The organism is Oscillibacter sp. MSJ-31 (assembly GCF_018918025.1).
GTDB lineage: Bacteria > Bacillota > Clostridia > Oscillospirales > Oscillospiraceae > Hominicoprocola.
Map to the genome: position 1 here is coordinate 195000 of NZ_JAHLPT010000003.1, position 15504 is coordinate 210503.

Sequence of the window (15504 nt, forward strand, 5' to 3'; positions counted from 1 at the left end):
CGCTTATCCGTCATGTTAGACCCCCTGCAGATCAAAGATCGGTGTATATTCCTCTTTCGCGCTGGAAAGCTCCTGACAGAAGCCGTCCGTGATGCCACAGTCAGTCATGTACCGCACCGCCGCGCGGTACTCCGCGTGGTTCAATCGCCGCGCGAGCGCTCCGCTCGCGCCGAGCTGCGGCGTGTACTGGCTCATAAGGGAAAAAAGCACCGTGTGCGGCGGGAAGTGCGCGGATACATAGTCGATGACCGCCTTGGTGTTCTCGAGCTGACCGGGCAGGACGAGGTGGCGGATGATGACGCCGGACTTCATCAAGCCGTCGTCTCCGATCCGGTAGGGCCCCACCTGCCGCAGCATCTCGTCGATGGCCGCGGCGGCGACGGGAAAGTAATCGCCCGCGCAGCTCAGCTCCCGCGCGGGCTTTTCCAGCGCGTACTTGAGGTCGGGCAGATAGATCTGCACCCTGCCCTCCAGCGTTTTGAGTGTTTCCACGCGCTCATAGCCGCCGCTGTTCCACACCACCGGCACGGGCAGCGGATCTTCCAGAGTCTCCAGCACCCAAGGCGTGAAGTGCGTGGGCGAAACCAGGTCGATGCAGTGCGCGCCCTGCGCGATGAGCTCGAAGAAAATCTCTCGCAGCCGTGCGGGGGAAAGGACCTTGCCGAAATTCTCGTGGCTGATCTTACCGTTCTGGCAGAACACGCAGCCGAGATTACAGCCGGAGAAGAAGACGCAGCCCGCGCCGTTCGTGCCGCTGAGCACCGGCTCCTCCCATTGGTGGAGCATGGCCTTTGCCGCTACGATGCCTGCGGGCATGGCGCAGACTCCCCCGCCGCGCGTCTCCGTGCGCTCCGCACCGCAGCGGCGCGGACAGATATTGCAGAGCATCAGTCGCCCGTCCCCTGTCCGTTGAAGTCGGGGCCGAGGTCGCCGGCCATCCAATGGCGGCGGCACAGACCGATATACTGGTCGTTTGCGCCGAGCACGACCTGCTCGCCCTCCTTGAGGACCTTGCCGTTCGCGTCGAAGCGGGCGTTGAACGCCGCCTTCTTGCCGCACCAGCAGATCGTTTTGACCTCCTCGAGCTTATCCGCCATCACGAGCAGCTCATAGCTGCCGGGAAACAGCTCGCCGCGGAAGTCCGCGCGCAGACCGTAGCACATCACGGGGATGCCGCAGTCGTCCACCAGATGGACGAGATACATGACCTCCTCGCGCGTGAGGAACTGCGCCTCATCGACGATGATGCAGGCGTTCTTCTTCAGCTCGTCCTCCCCCATCTCGCGCATTTCGTGGAAATAGACGCAGGGGAACTCCAGCCCGATGCGTGAGTGGACCATGTGGTCGCCGTCGCGCGTGTCGAGCTGCGGCTTGACGAGCAGCGTCTGCTGCCCGCGCTCCTCATAGTTGAAGCGCGCCATAAGCGCGTTCGCGGTCTTGCTCGAGCCCATCGCGCCGTACTTAAAGTAAAGCTGTGCCATGATCGGTTCCTCCCTGTTGTGCGGCGAGCCATCGGACCGCCGTGTCGAAGTAGTATCGGAATGCCGAGGGGATCGCTGCCGCTTGCAGCGCCGCGCCGTCCGCCCAGAGAAATTCATTGTTCTCGCCCGCTGCCACGGCAAGATAGCCGTGCATATCCCATTCCACATGGGAAAAAATATGCTTTGCTGCACCGACCGGCGTGAGCGTCCGCGCCGTAAGCCCCCATTGCGCGAGCGTAATGGCCGCCCCGGCCTCGTCAAGATTCCCGGGGACATTCGGAAGCTCCCACAGTCCCGCGAGCAGCCCCTTGGCGGGACGCTTGCGCAGGGCGAGCCTGCCGTCCCGCACGAGCAGGAACACAGTCCGCTCCTCGTCCCTGCGCGGTTTTTTCGCCGCGCGCACGGGGAGCACATCGGTCATGCCGTTTTGGTACGCCGCGCAGAAGGCGCGGGCGGGGCATTTTTCGCACAGCGGCGCGCCGTTCGGCAGGCAAACCGTCGCGCCGAGATCCATCATCGCCTGGTTCCATTCGCCGGGACGCTCGCAGTCGATGCTTTCGGTGAGCATGGCGCGAAAACGCTTGCGCACCCTGGCGTCCATGATGTCCTCCGCGATGCCGCCGACCCGGGCGGCGACGCGCAGGAGATTGCCGTCCACCGCAGGCTCCGGCTCGCCGAAGGCAATGGAGGCGATGGCGCTCGCCGTATAGTCGCCGACGCCGGGGAGGCGAAGAAGCTCCTCGCGCGTGCGGGGAAATTCCCCGCCGCAGTCGTTTACGAGAACCTGCGCCGCACGGTGCAGGTTCCGTGCGCGGGAGTAGTAGCCCAGACCCTCCCAGAGCTTGAAAAGCCGCTCCTCGCCCACTGCCGCGAGCGCGTACACGTCGGGCAGCTCTGCCATAAAGCGGGCATAGTATTCCAGCACCGCCTGCACGCGCGTCTGCTGCAGCATGATCTCCGACACCCAGATGCGGTAAGGGTCGCGGATGCCGCGCCACGGCAGGACGCGCTTGCTGCTGTCGTACCACATCAGCAGCGGCGCGGTGAGGGCGTTGAGTCGTTCCTGTTCGTTCATGCTTCTCCTATCGGTCAAAAGCGTGCGGCGAAGCCGCAGCGGCGGCAGAGCTCCTCGCTCGGACGGCGGCGCGAAAAGCCCTCGCGCAGCGCGCACACGCGTTCGCTTTGCAGAATTTCCGCAAGCGGTTGCGTGAACAGATTCCCCAGCGCGATGTCGCCCTCGTGATCGAGACAGCACGGCACCGCCGTGCCGTCGGCGAGCACGCCGAGCTGGTCGCGCAGGCCGTAGCAGAACTGTGTGCCGCGCTCCTGTGCGCTAAGGTCGGGCCAGTCGAATTTTTTCGCGCGCTCAAGGTACAAATTGTCCCGCAGGCGGAAGCTGCCGCCGCGCGGCTCGGGCCACTCGCCCGGACACTTTTCGTGAAGAAAGGCTTCGATCACGCCATTGCGCGTCTCCGCGCCGCCCTCATTCCACAGCCGCAGCGCAACAATAACGCCCTGCGCGGTGGCGCGGGCAGCAAAGCTCCAGACCTCCTCCAGATACTGCCGCTCGCGCTCCTGTGCGCCGTCGTTCCCCTCAAAGCTGTGGAGCGATACGCTCACCTTATGGAGCGTCCGTGCGGCGAGCAGCGTTTCCGTCTGCCGCGCGAGGAGCGTCCCGTTCGTCGTGATGCAGACCTTCCTCTCCCGCGCGGCGGCGAGAGAGAGCAGCTCCGCAAGCTGCGGGTGGCTCAGCGGCTCGCCCATCACATGCAGATACACATATTTTACCTGCCCCGTGAGGCGCTCGAGCACGAGGTCGAACTCGGCGGGCGTCATCGTGCGCGGCGCTCGCTTTGTGCCGGGACAGAACGAGCAGCGCAGGTTGCAGCGGTTCGTGATCTCAATGTACGCTTTTTTCAGCATCCGCGCCCGTCCTCCCTTTATTTTTCTCAGTATAGCACAACGCCGCGCCCTTGCCAATACGGTATTTTTCTGTTACAATGGCGGCACCCGAGCAAAGGAGTCTTTCCCATGAAGATCACATTCATCGCCCACAGCGCGTTTCTCGTTGAGTGGGACAAGTTTTATACGCTGTTCGACTACGTTTATGAGCCGGACTACACCGGCACGCTGCCGCCGCTCGATCCCCAAAAGCCGCTGCTGGTCTTTTCCAGCCACAGCCATGAGGACCATTTTGACGGGAAGGTGTTCGGCCTGCTGGAGCAATATCCGCTCACGCAGTTTTTTGTCTCGCGCGACACGCGCCTGACCGAGCGCCGCCGCAAGTGGCTGGGCATCTCCGACGAGGCCTTTGCCCGCACGACCGTTCTGCGGCCCGACAGCATTCTGCTCACGGAGGCCGCGGGCGAGGAGCTGAGCGTCCGCGCCATCAAGTCCACCGACATCGGCAACGCCTATCTGCTCCGCGCCGAGGGCAAAATGGTCTACCACGGCGGCGACCTGAACTGGTGGCATTGGGAGAGCGAGGGCAAGGCCTACTGCAATAATATGGCCGTCCACTACAAGGCCGCCATAGAAAAGCTCGCCTCCGCCGTGCGCGACGAGGCGGCGGACAACGGCATCGCGCCCGCGATCACGGCGGCGATGGCGCCGCTCGATCCGCGTCTGGGCGAGGAGGCCGAGGGCATGGGCATCGAGGGCCTGCTGAAAAGCGTCCCTGTCCGCCATGTCTTTCCCATGCACCTGTGGAAGCATTTTGAAGCCATTGACCGCTTCCGTGCGGCATATCCCGCGCTCGCCGCGCGCGTCGTGCGCATCACGGCGGACGGAGAGAGCTTCGAGGTCTGAGCGATACAAGAAAACGGAACGGTAAGCACCGCTTACCGTTCCGTTTTATCTTCAGGCTGTCAGCAGATAGCTGCCCGAGGCGGGCGCTTCGCTGAGAATGGGCACCAGCTCGGCGTCATACGGCTCCAGAGCCGCGGTGAGCGCGGGGAGCTGCTCCGCCGTCGTTTCCACATAGATGCGGTCGAAGACCGCGGCAAGTGCGGCGAGGTCCTGCCCCGCCGCCTCGTTTCCACCGGCGAGCACGGTCGCCGCGTCGAGCTGCACGGAAAGGCGGACGCCGTATGCCTCCGTCCCGCTGCGAAGCTCCTCCGTGAGCTGCGCGAGCGCGGCGCTCTTGGAGAGTGTGCGCGCGGATTCGTCGATGTTGTTGAGCCGTCCGCGGGTGGGATAGCCGAACTCGTCAAAAAGCAGCTCGTCAAAGCCAAGCTCCGCGCATTCGCGCGCGACGGAGACGATGTACTGCCGTGCGGTGCTCTTTTCCGGCGCGAGATAGAAGGTGCTGTCGGGATCGTACCAGATGTAGCCGGCGTAGTTGAGCTGCAGCACACCGGCGTCGGCCATGTGGGCAAAGGAATAGAGGCTGTCGTGCGTGGCGTTGATGCGGGCGATGGTGTAGACCTCGCTCCCGGTCAGCACCGCAATGACGGCATTCGCGCCGCTGCTGCCCTTGACGGCATTGACGTCGATGGCTTCCTGCAGGGCGGAGTCATACAGCAGCTCGCCCCGCGCGTTTTTCATGCGCAGCGCGACGGCGTTTGCGCCCTCGGGGACTGCGGCAAGAGCCGCGTCCGCGTTGCCGCGCAGCACGCTCTCACTCAGCTCGGCACCGTGAAGCTCCGTAAGCTCCGGCTTGGCCGGCGGCTCGGGCTCGTCGATGATGACGTCGGGGCTATCGTCGGGAGCATTCGGCGTCCGGCTCCCGCCGTCGGGCGCGGAGGGGTCGGACGGCTCCTCGGTCTGCTTCCACGGCAGGTCAAAGCGGATGCTGCCGTCGGAGCCGTACACCGCGTAGCGCTGCAGGACCAGAAAGCCGACCGCCGCGAGCAGGATCAGGCACAGCAGAACGATCAGAACGATCCGTCCCGCACCGCCCCTGCCGTGGTAGCTGCGGTATCCCTTTGTCGATGGCATCCGTCTCACCTGCCTTTCAAGCTGTACGGACATTTTACAAGCATGGAAAAAGAAAATCAACAGAAATTCGTAAATTCCTGTTGATTTTCGTCGAATTTTCCGGTTTCAGCCCTCGATGGCGTCCAGCAGACCGACGCGGCGCTCGTGGCGGCCGCCCTCGAATTCGGTGGAGAGAAAGACCTCAACGATGCGCTCGGCCATATTTTTGCCGATCATGCCGGCGCCCATGGCGAGCATATTGGCGTTGTTGTGGCGGCGGGTCATCTCCGCGCTCAGCGGCTCGCTGCACAGCGCGCAGCGGATGCCCCTGACCTTGTTGGCGGCGATGGAAATGCCAATGCCGGTGGTACAGATGACGATGCCGCGCTCGCACTCGCCGCTCTGGACCTTGCGGGCCGCGGCCTCGCCGAAGATGGGATAGTCGCAGCTGTCGGTGGAATAGGTGCCGCAGTCCACGACCTCGTGGCCCTTGGACTCCAGATATGCCTTGACGTGCTCCTTGAGGGCGTAGCCGCCGTGGTCGCAGCCGAGAGAAATTTTCATCGTTCGTTCTCCTATCGTTAAATTTTGTGGAAAATGGGCTTTTTCCGGTCGTAGGTCGCAAGGTAGCGCAGGCCGCAGTCCTTGAGCAGCTCCTGCCGCTCCTCCATCGCGCAGGAGATGTACTCCGGCGTGTGGGCGTCGCTGCCGAGCGTGATCAGCTCGCCGCCCAGCTCGTGATACATTTTCAGCCATTTGCCGTCCGGCAGGGGGAGATGGCCGCGGTTGGTGTTGCACTCGATGCCGAGCCCCTTTTCGATGGCGCGGCGCATCACATGGCGCAGCTGCTCCTCGTAGCGGTCGAAATCCAACTCCACGCCGCGCAGCTCCTTCGCCCAGCGCAGCGGGAGGGTGATGTGTCCGAGGACCTGAAAGCGGCCCCAGTCGATCAGCTTTTCCATCTCCTCAAAGTAGCTCTCGCAGGCGGCGTACCACACCGCGGGATCGGTGCTCGTGATCCAGGTGAGGTCATTGACCTCGCCCGAGGCCGTGCGGTAGCAGTGGACCGAGCCGATGGTGAAGTCCAGCGGCGGCGCGTCGTCCAGAAAGCTGTCTGCCACGTCGGGAGCAAAGGAGCATTCGCCCAGTTCCGTGCCCATGTGCAGCTTGATGCGGTCGCCAACGGCCTCCTGTGCCTCGCGGAACTGCGCGAGCATGGGGGCCCAGTCGTAGCTGTGCTTTTCTCTGGGCGGCTCGTTCCAGCGGTCCCACGGCAGGGGCTCGATGTGGTCGGTGAAACACAGGTCGTCTACACCCAGCCGCACCGCGGCCTCCGCCATCTCGCGCATGGTGTTGTGCCCGTCGGGCGAGACGGTGGAATGGCAATGGTAATCGGTGATAAAATGTCCGTTTCTCATAGCTTGAATTTCCCGAAGAAGCTCTTGCGCTGCTCATAGTTGCTCTCGCCGAGCGTGTCGCTGAACTTGCGCAGCGCCTCCTTCTGCTCGCGGTTGAGGTTGCGCGGGGTCTCGATGTAAACGGTCACGTACTGGTCGCCGCGCGCGCGGCCGTTCAGGCCGGGGATACCCTTGCCCTTGAGACGGAAGGTCGTGCCGCTCTGCGTTCCCTCGGGGATGGAATACTTCACCTTGCCGTCGATGGTCGGGATCTCCAGCTCCGCGCCGAGCACCGCCTGCGTGAAGGTGATGGGCGCCTCGCACAGCACGCTCGTGCCCTCGCGGCGGAAGATCTCGTGCGGACGCACGGCAATGACGATCAGCAGATCGCCCGCCGGGCCGCCGTTCCTGCCGGCGTTGCCCTGCCCGCGCAGGGAGATGGTCTGCCCGTTGTCAATGCCCGCGGGAATGGTGACCTTGAGCGTCTTGCGGCGGCGGAGCTGGCCGCTGCCGTGACAGGCCTTGCAGGGCTGGTGGATGATCCTGCCCTTGCCGCCGCAGCGCCCGCAGGGCGCGGAGGTGGACATGAAGCCGAGCGGCGTCTGGCGGCGCTGCTGCACCATGCCGGTGCCGCGGCAGTCGGGACAGACCTCGGCGGTCGTGCCCTTTTCGCAGCCGGTGCCGCGGCAGGTGTCGCACTGCTCGACGCGCTCGATGCTGATCTCCTTTTCGCAGCCGAAGGCAGCCTCCTCAAAGCTGATGGTGACGCTCGTGCGCAGGCTCTCGCCGCGCTGCGGCGCGTTGGGATTCGCCCGTGTGCCGCCGAAGCCGCCGCCGAAAAAGCTGCCGAAGATGTCGCCGAGGTCGCCGAAGTCGAAGCCGCCCGCGCCGTAGGCTCCGCCGCCCGCACCCGCGCCGTAGCTCGGGTCCACGCCGGCAAAGCCGAACTGGTCGTAGCGCGCCTTCTTCTCAGGATCGGAGAGCACCTCGTTGGCCTCGTTGACCTCCTTGAACTTCTCCTCGGCTTCCTTGTCGCCGGGGTTCATGTCGGGGTGGTACTTGCGCGCCAGCTTTTTGTATGCTTTTTTGATCTCTTCCTCGGAAGCGCCCTTGGAGACGCCGAGGACCTCATAATAGTCTCTTTTATTCTCAGCCATAGACTATGCTCCTAAAAACGCCGCAATCGGGGGCAGTAGAATACTGTCCCCGCTGCGTTGGTTGGTCTATTTTACTTCTTGTTCTCGTCGTCGTCAACCACCTTGTAGTCGGCGTCGTAATACTGCTGACCGTCGGGGCCGGTCTGAGCGCCGCCCTGAGCGCCACCCATGTCGGGGCCTGCGCCCTGCGCGCCCTGCGGATTCGCCTGCTGGTAGAGCTTCTCGCTCATCGCGTAGAAGAGCTGCGTGAGCTCCTCGGTCGCGGCCTTGATGGCGTCGGTGTCGTCGCCCTTGAGGGTCTCCTTGAGCTTGTCGATGCCCGCCTGGACCTTGCTCTTCTCGTCTGCGGGGATCTTGTCGCCCACCTCGCCGAGGGTCTTCTCGCTCTGGTAGACCATCTGGTCGGCCTGATTGCGGACCTCGACCTTCTCCTTGACCTTGGCGTCCTCGGCGGCATACTGCTCCGCTTCCTTGACGGCCTTCTCAATGTCCTCCTTGCTCATGTTGGTGGAGGAGGTGATGGTGATGTGCTGCTCCTTGCCGGTGCCGAGATCCTTCGCGCTGACGTTCACGATGCCGTTCGCGTCGATGTCAAAGGTGACCTCGATCTGCGGCACGCCGCGGCGCGCCGGAGCGATGCCGTCGAGGTGGAAGCGGCCGAGGCTCTTATTGGCGGCAGCCATCTCACGCTCGCCCTGCAGGACGTTGACCTCAACGCTGGTCTGGTTGTCGGCGGCGGTGGAGAAGATCTGGCTCTTCTTCACGGGGATGGTGGTGTTGCGGTCGATGAGCTTGGTGCACACGCCGCCCATGGTCTCGATGCCGAGGCTCAGCGGGGTGACGTCGAGCAGCAGCAGGCCCTTGACGTCGCCGGTCAGCACGCCCGCCTGAAGAGCCGCGCCCATGGCGACGCACTCATCGGGGTTGATGCCCTTGAAGCCTTCCTTGCCGGTGAGCTTCTTGACCATTTCCTGCACGGCGGGGATACGGCTGGAGCCGCCCACCATCAGGACCTTGTGAATATCGTTTCCGGTAAGACCGGCGTCGCTCATGGCCTGCTTGACGGGGCCGGCGGTCGCTTCGACCAGATGCGCGGTCAGCTCGTTGAACTTCGCGCGGGTGAGGGTGAGGTCGAGGTGCTTCGGGCCGGTGGCGTCGGCGGTGATATAGGGCAGGTTGATGTTGGTGGAGGTCACGCCGGACAGCTCGATCTTGGCCTTCTCGGCGGCTTCCTTCAGGCGCTGCATGGCGACCTTGTCGCCGCTGAGGTCCACGCCGTCGGTGCGCTTGAACTCGCTGACCATCCACTTCATGATGCACTCGTCGAAGTCGTCGCCGCCGAGACGGTTGTTGCCGGCGGTGGCAAGAACTTCGATCACGCCGTCGTCGATGTCGAGGATGGAGACATCGAACGTGCCGCCGCCGAGGTCGTAGACCATGACCTTCTGGCTCTGCTCCTTATCCACGCCGTAGGCGAGGGCGGCAGCGGTCGGCTCGTTGATGATACGCTTGACCTCAAGACCGGCGATCTTGCCGGCGTCCTTGGTGGCCTGACGCTGAGAGTCGGTGAAGTACGCGGGGACGGTGATGACCGCCTCGGTGACGGTCTGGCCCAGATAGGCCTCGGCGTCGCTCTTGAGCTTCTGCAGGATCATTGCGCTGATCTCCTGCGGGGTATAGGCCTTGCCGTCGATGGTGACCTTGTGATCCGTGCCCATCTCACGCTTGATGGAGGAGATGGTGCGGTCGGGATTGGTGATGGCCTGACGCTTGGCGACCTGACCGACCATACGCTCGCCGGTCTTGGAGAACGCGACGACGGACGGCGTGGTGCGGTTGCCTTCCGCGTTGGGGATAACGACGGCTTCGCCGCCTTCCATAACGGCAACGCAGCTATTGGTAGTACCTAAATCAATACCGATGACTTTAGACATAATTTTGTCCTCCTAAATCTATCTTAATTTTATTTGTTTGCGATTTTAATTGGCGACCTTGACGATCGCAAAGCGCAGGACCTTGTCGCCGAGCATGAAGCCCTGCTGCAGGACCTCGACCACGGTATTTTCGCCGCAGCTCTCGTCCTCAATGTGCATCACGGCGTTGTGCCGCTCGGGATCAAATTCCTTGCCCACGCAGTCGATCGGCGTGACACCGAGCTTGGTGAGCGCTTCTTTATATTGGTTGAAGATCATCTCAAGCCCCTTCTTGTGGGGATCGTCGTCCTCCGCGCCGAACTGGGCGAGGCCGCGCTCGAGATTGTCGTACACCGGAAGCATACCCTTGATGGTGTCGATCTTCGCGTTGGCGTAGATGCCTTCCTTTTCCTTGGCGGTGCGCTTGCGGTAGTTATCGTATTCGGCGGCGAGCCGCAGATACTGGTCATGCTCCTCGGCAAGCTGCTTGGCAAGGCCCTCCATCTTCTCCATCTGCTCGCGCGTGACGGTGAAGGTCTCGGCCTTCGCCTCCTCCTTCTTATCCTCGGGGGGAAGCTCCTTTTCCTCGGCAGCCGCGGCCTGCGGCTCCTTTTCGGGGGTCTCGGGCTGTGCGTTCTGCTTATCCTTCTTCGGCATTTCTTACTCCTTCTCTTCCTTGGGCGGAAGCTCGCTTTTCCCGAACATCCGCGTCAGACTGTCTGCAAAGTAGCTCAACCGTGCGGTCACGGTGGCGTAATCCATTCTTGTGGGACCGACCACACCGACCAGCCCGCGCATCCCGTCGCCGATGTCATAGCTGGCGACGACGACGCTCGTGTCGCGCAGTGCCTCGTTGACGTTTTCCGGCCCGATGAGGATCTTCAGCGGGGTGTCGTCCTCGGGGACCGGGAGATTTTCCTTGTTGTCCACAAAGAACGTCATCAGGTCGTGCGCTTTATCGAGGTCGCGGTACTCGGGCATCTTCAGAATCTGGCTCGCGCCGGTGGTGAACACGTCCTTTTTGGCGGTCTCCTCCAGAATTTCGGCGGCATAGCCGACCGTCGCGGAGAGCACCAGAAACAGCTCCGGCGCGATCTGATCGGAAAGCCCCATGAGCTTCGCGCTCATCTCCTCGCGGGACTGCTTGGTGAAGTGCGTGTTGAGCAGAGCGCTCAGATCGGTGAGCCGCGCGCGGTCGAACGCGAGCGGCGAGCGCTGCAGCTGGGACTTCACGCGGCTGTCGTCCGTCATCACGACGGTGATGAAGCTCGTGTCGTCCACGCCCAGCAGCTCGAAGCGCTTGACGGTCACGCCGCTTTTGCCCTCGGCGACCGCGTAGGCGGGATAATCGACGATGGAGGATACCATCTGCCCGGCCTGCGAGATCATGCTGCCCGCGGCGGACATTTTGTCCTGTAGGGTCTCATTGATCTCCTCGGCCTCCGCCGCGGAGACCTCGCGCCGCTCCATCAGCTCGTTGACATACAGCCGGTAGCCCTTGGGGGACGGCACGCGGCCGGCGGAGGTGTGCGGCTGCTCAAGGTAGCCCAGATCGGACAGCTCGGCAAGCTCATTGCGCACGGTGGCGGAGGAAACGCTCCCGCCCATCTCCTGCGCGATGGCCTTCGAGCCGACCGGCTCGGCGGAGGCAATGTAATCCTCGATCACACGCTTGAGTATCTGCTTTTTGCGTGCGCTCAGCTCCATGCCTCCGACCCTCTCTCATAGATTTAGCACTCCTTATCCTCGAGTGCTAAACGCAGTGTACCACCAGTGTATGCCAATGTCAATAGGGCGGTGTGTAAACAGTTTGTGAACTAAGATTGGATAATAAAAGGAAGAGGAAAACCGTTTCCGGTTTTCCTCTTCCTTTTTGCAATAGGATGCCTTATTCGGCTTTCGGAGCCTCCGCAGCCTTCGCGGCGGCGGCAGCCTCGGCAGCAGCCTTGGCGGCAGCGGCCTTCTTCTCGGCCATGGCCTTCTGCGCGGCCTTGAACTTCTCCTTCTCCTCGGGAGTAGGAATGGGTTCGATGGCGTTCTTCGGGCAGGCCTTGGCGCACATGGTGCAGTTGCGGCACTTGGTGTAGTCGATGACAGCCACGTTGTTCACAACATGGATGGCGTCGAACTTGCAGGTGCGCTCGCACATACCGCAGGCGATGCAGGAGTTGGCGCAGACCTTGGTGACGGCGGGACCCTTGTTCTTGTTCGCGCAGTTGACGAACACCTTCTGCTTGTAGGGGACCTCGACGATCAGCTTGCGCGGGCAGGCCTCACGGCAGGCGCCGCAGTTGGTGCACTTTTCCTTGTCGACCTCGGCAACACCCTTGTCGTTGATGTGCAGAGCGTCGAACTGGCAGGCGGCGACGCAGGAGCCGAAGCCCAGGCAGCCGAAGGAGCAGGCGGTCGGGCCGCCGGCGACCTTGAGCGCGCCCACGCAGTCGGCAATGCCGACGTACTCGAAGTTTTTCACAGCGGCATCGCCGCCGTTGCAGATGACGTGAGCGACCATCTTCTCACCGCTGGGCGCTTCCATGCCCATGATCGCGGCGATCTTGGCAGCGCCCTCCGCGCCGGCGGGCGCGCAGGCGGTGACGGGAGCCTTGCCGGCGAGGATCGCTTCCGCGCAGCCGGCGCAGCCGGGGTAGCCGCAGCCGCCGCAGTTCGCGCCGGCCAGGCACTCCTGGATCTTGGGCAGACGCTCGTCGACCTTGACCTCAAAGACCTTTGCGGCGACCGAGAGGATCAGGCCGAACACGATCGCGATCGCGCCCAGAACGAGGACAGCAAAAATGATATTTTCCATATTCCATTACCCTCCTTACACGGGCCAGACCTGCAGGCCGGAGAAGCCCATGAATGCCAGGGCGATCAGACCTGCGGTGATCAGCGCGATGGGGAAGCCTTCAAAGCACTTGGGATAGTCGGCGAACTGCACGCGCTCACGGATGGTGGAGAACAGGTAGATCGCCAGCAGGAAGCCGAGGCCGCCGGTGATGCCGTAGACCACAGATGCGATGAAGGTGTAGTCGTTCTGCACGTTCAGCAGCACCACGCCGAGCACGGCGCAGTTGGTGGTGATGAGCGGCAGATACACGCCCAGAGCCGTGTACAGAGACGGCATGGACTTCTTGAGGAACATCTCGATGAACTGCACGAGACCGGCGATGACGAGAATGAACGCCACGGTCTGCATATAGCCGAGGTCCAGCGCGATGAGCAGCTTGTTCACGCCGAAGCAGACGGCGGAGGCGATGCCCATGACGAAGGTGACCGCGAGACCCATGCCGATGGCGGTGTCGCTCTTCTTGGAGACACCGAGGAACGGGCAGATACCGAGGAACTGTGCGAAGATGAAGTTATTGGTCAGGATCGCGCCGAGGGAAATGGCAAGCAAGGACGTGATACTCATTTAGTTGCCCTCCTTTTCGTTCTTTTCCGCGGCCTTCTTCTCGCCCTTGGCGAGCGCCCACTGCATCACGGCAATGAGCGTGCCGAGGCACAGGAAGCCGCCGACGGGCAGCACGAGCATCAGAGCCGGCGTGTAGGACGCGGGCATGATCTGAATGCCCATCAGGGTGCCGGCGCCGAGCAGCTCGCGCACCGTGCACATGATGACTAGAACGACGGTGTAGCCAATGCCCTGGCAGATGCCGTCCACCGCGGAGGCGGCGACGGAGTTCTTGCTGGCGAAGGCCTCGGCACGGCCGAGCACGATGCAGTTGACGACGATCAGCGGAATGAACACGCCGAGGCTCTTGGCGATGTCGGGGAAGAACGCCTGCAGGCACAGGTCAACGATGGTGACGAAGCCCGCGATGACGACGATGTAGCACGCGATACGCACTTCATTGGGGATGATCTTGCGCAGGAGCGAAATAAAGATGTTGGAGAGCGTCAGGATAATGAGGACGGAAATGCCCATGCCGACGCCGTTGGAGATGCTGGTGGTGATGGCCATGGTGGAGCACATACCGAGGACCTGCACCAGAACGGGGTTTTGATAGATAAGACCGTCTTTGAGCTGTTTCTTAAAATTCATTGATCTCGTCCCCCTTTCTTAAGCCATGGCTTCCGCGGCGGCCAAAGCGGCATTCGCGCCCTTGGTGATGCCCTTGGTGGTCACGGTCGCGCCGGAAACGGCGTCGATGTTGGTCTTGACGACGAGCGAGCCCGCGCCGGACTTGCCAACGAACTGATCGAGCGCGCCGGTGCCGGCGGTGGTCGCCTCATTGGCGATGACCTTGGTGCCGATGCCGCTCGTTTCGGCGGCGTCGACCACGGAGATGCCCGTGATGGCCAGGTCGGCGTCCACGCCGACGATCATTTCGATGTCGCCCTGCGAGCCGCCGGCGACGATCTTGAACGCATAGCCGGCGTCCTCGCCGTTCACGACGACGCGGTAGGCCTCGGTGAGCTTGCCGCTCTGCGTCTTGGCGGCGTCGATAGCGGCCTGCGGGATCTCCTCGATGGGCGGGAACTCGCAGTCGGGCGAGCTGACGACCGCCGCGAGAGCGACCTCGGTGTTCGCCTTGTTGATGGCTGCGATCTTGTCCTCGGTGAGCGCGTTGGTCGCGCCGAGCAGCGCCGCGACGACCAGAGAAATGGCGGTCAGCGTGCCGGCGACCTTGAGAATGAATTTACCTTCGATCTTCATTATTTTGCCGCCTCCTTCTTGGCTTTCTTGTCAACGCCGAAGCGGGTGGGCTTGGTGTATTTGTCGATGATCCAGGTGCAGCAGTTCATGATCAGGATGGAGTAGCACACGCCCTCGGGATAGGAGCCGAAGTAGCGGATGAACACCGTGATCAGGCCGCAGCCGAGACCGAAGATGAGCTGGCCCTTCTTGGTGACAGGGGAGGTCACATAGTCGGTCGCCATGAAGAAGGCGCCGAGGAACAGACCGCCGCCGAGCACGTTGTAGAGCATGAAGGTCATGGGGTCGTTGCCGCGCGGGAACAGGAAGGTGACGACCGCGACGGTGGCAATGTAGGCGACCGGAGTCTGCCAGGAGATGACCTTGCGGACGATGAGGTAAACGCCGCCGATGAGCAGCATCAGCGCGGAGACCTCACCGGCAGAGCCGCTGATGAAGCCGATGGCCATATCCTTGATGGGATAGGCGGCGGTCAGCGCCTCCATGTCGCCGGCCTTGAGCAGAGCCATCGGGGTCGCGCCGGTGGCGGCGTCGACCTTGCTCCAGCTGGTCATGGCGGAGGCGTAGCACGCGACGAGCGCGGCACGCGCGGCGAGCGCGGGGTTGAGGAAGTTCTTGCCCAGACCGCCGTAGAGCTGCTTGACGACGAAGATGGCGAAGAAGTTGCCGACCACGAGCATCCACACGGGAAGCTCCGGCGGGCAGACCATGCTCAGCAGCAGGCCCGTGACGGCGGCGGACAGGTCGCCGATCATCTGGGGCTTGTGCAGCAGCTTGCGGTAGAGCCACTCAAAGAAGATGGCGGAGGCGACGGAAACGACCGCGGAGATCGCCACGCGGACGCCGAATTGCCACACGCCGAAGAGCAGGGCGGGCATCAGGGCGATGATGACGTCGAGCATCAGCCCGCGCGTGTCCTCGCCGTTGCGGATGTGGGGGTTGGAGGAAGCTCTGAGCTTCAGATTCTTATAATCAGTCATT

Annotated in this window: 17 protein-coding genes; 1 reads left to right on the forward strand and 16 read right to left on the reverse strand. The window is 63.0% G+C overall.

Translation table 11 applies throughout. The features are described from left to right. Nucleotides 1–15: 15 nt before the first annotated feature. The 4 genes from KQI17_RS04225 to KQI17_RS04240 are packed head-to-tail and all read right to left on the reverse strand — an operon-like array spanning nucleotide 16 to nucleotide 3404. On the reverse strand, nucleotides 16–888 hold the full coding sequence (locus tag KQI17_RS04225; RefSeq protein WP_216494952.1) for a radical SAM protein: 873 nt from the start codon (nucleotides 886–888) through the stop codon (nucleotides 16–18). Further along, complete coding sequence (locus tag KQI17_RS04230; protein WP_216494953.1) at nucleotides 888–1481, reverse strand: thymidine kinase; 594 nt, start codon at nucleotides 1479–1481, stop codon at nucleotides 888–890. Before KQI17_RS04230 ends, KQI17_RS04225 begins: the two co-directional genes overlap by 1 nt. Next, the gene (gene mutY / locus KQI17_RS04235; RefSeq protein WP_216494954.1) at nucleotides 1462–2556 is read right to left on the reverse strand and encodes an A/G-specific adenine glycosylase; all 1095 of its coding nucleotides are present in this window, start codon (nucleotides 2554–2556) and stop codon (nucleotides 1462–1464) included. The genes KQI17_RS04230 and mutY overlap by 20 nt, the downstream gene beginning before the upstream one ends. A gap of 14 nt (nucleotides 2557–2570) precedes the next feature. After that, nucleotides 2571–3404, reverse strand: a complete 834-nt coding sequence (locus KQI17_RS04240; protein WP_216494955.1) for a radical SAM/SPASM domain-containing protein — start codon at nucleotides 3402–3404, stop codon at nucleotides 2571–2573. 108 nt (nucleotides 3405–3512) lie between these two features. Between KQI17_RS04240 and KQI17_RS04245 the strand changes: the two genes are divergently transcribed. Next, nucleotides 3513–4289: an MBL fold metallo-hydrolase gene (locus tag KQI17_RS04245; protein ID WP_216494956.1), complete on the forward strand. Its 777-nt coding sequence runs from the start codon at nucleotides 3513–3515 to the stop codon at nucleotides 4287–4289. Nucleotides 4290–4340: 51 nt separating this feature from the next. Here KQI17_RS04245 and KQI17_RS04250 read toward each other — a convergent pair whose 3' ends face one another. The 12 genes from KQI17_RS04250 to KQI17_RS04305 all read right to left on the reverse strand — a co-directional run bounded on the left by KQI17_RS04250 (nucleotide 4341) and on the right by KQI17_RS04305 (nucleotide 15503). Next, nucleotides 4341–5420, reverse strand: coding sequence for a putative glycoside hydrolase (locus tag KQI17_RS04250; RefSeq protein ID WP_216494957.1), 1080 nt, complete (start codon nucleotides 5418–5420; stop codon nucleotides 4341–4343). A gap of 105 nt (nucleotides 5421–5525) precedes the next feature. After that, the gene (rpiB, locus tag KQI17_RS04255) at nucleotides 5526–5963 is read right to left on the reverse strand and encodes a ribose 5-phosphate isomerase B (RefSeq protein WP_216494958.1); all 438 of its coding nucleotides are present in this window, start codon (nucleotides 5961–5963) and stop codon (nucleotides 5526–5528) included. A gap of 17 nt (nucleotides 5964–5980) precedes the next feature. Further along, nucleotides 5981–6817 carry a histidinol-phosphatase HisJ family protein gene (locus tag KQI17_RS04260; RefSeq protein ID WP_216494959.1) on the reverse strand — a complete coding sequence of 279 codons (837 nt, stop codon included), beginning with the start codon at nucleotides 6815–6817 and terminating at the stop codon, nucleotides 5981–5983. Then, nucleotides 6814–7953 (reverse strand): molecular chaperone DnaJ, encoded by a 1140-nt coding sequence (gene dnaJ, locus KQI17_RS04265; protein WP_022018685.1) that lies wholly within the window; start codon nucleotides 7951–7953, stop codon nucleotides 6814–6816. The genes KQI17_RS04260 and dnaJ overlap by 4 nt, the downstream gene beginning before the upstream one ends. Nucleotides 7954–8024: 71 nt before the next feature. Then, the gene (gene dnaK / locus KQI17_RS04270) at nucleotides 8025–9887 is read right to left on the reverse strand and encodes a molecular chaperone DnaK (protein WP_022018686.1); all 1863 of its coding nucleotides are present in this window, start codon (nucleotides 9885–9887) and stop codon (nucleotides 8025–8027) included. Nucleotides 9888–9932: 45 nt separating this feature from the next. Next, nucleotides 9933–10523 carry a nucleotide exchange factor GrpE gene (grpE, locus tag KQI17_RS04275; protein WP_216494960.1) on the reverse strand — a complete coding sequence of 197 codons (591 nt, stop codon included), beginning with the start codon at nucleotides 10521–10523 and terminating at the stop codon, nucleotides 9933–9935. 3 nt (nucleotides 10524–10526) lie between these two features. Then, complete coding sequence (gene hrcA, locus KQI17_RS04280) at nucleotides 10527–11573, reverse strand: heat-inducible transcriptional repressor HrcA (protein ID WP_216494961.1); 1047 nt, start codon at nucleotides 11571–11573, stop codon at nucleotides 10527–10529. A gap of 181 nt (nucleotides 11574–11754) precedes the next feature. Continuing rightward, nucleotides 11755–12672, reverse strand: a complete 918-nt coding sequence (locus KQI17_RS04285) for an RnfABCDGE type electron transport complex subunit B (RefSeq protein WP_022018689.1) — start codon at nucleotides 12670–12672, stop codon at nucleotides 11755–11757. 15 nt (nucleotides 12673–12687) lie between these two features. Next, nucleotides 12688–13278, reverse strand: a complete 591-nt coding sequence (locus KQI17_RS04290) for an electron transport complex protein RnfA (protein WP_022018690.1) — start codon at nucleotides 13276–13278, stop codon at nucleotides 12688–12690. Beyond that, nucleotides 13279–13908, reverse strand: coding sequence for an electron transport complex subunit RsxE (gene rsxE, locus KQI17_RS04295; protein WP_022018691.1), 630 nt, complete (start codon nucleotides 13906–13908; stop codon nucleotides 13279–13281). A gap of 18 nt (nucleotides 13909–13926) precedes the next feature. Beyond that, nucleotides 13927–14523: an FMN-binding protein gene (locus KQI17_RS04300; protein ID WP_216494962.1), complete on the reverse strand. Its 597-nt coding sequence runs from the start codon at nucleotides 14521–14523 to the stop codon at nucleotides 13927–13929. Next, nucleotides 14523–15503, reverse strand: a complete 981-nt coding sequence (locus tag KQI17_RS04305) for an RnfABCDGE type electron transport complex subunit D (protein WP_216494963.1) — start codon at nucleotides 15501–15503, stop codon at nucleotides 14523–14525. Before KQI17_RS04305 ends, KQI17_RS04300 begins: the two co-directional genes overlap by 1 nt. Between the last annotated feature and the right edge of the window lies 1 nt (nucleotide 15504).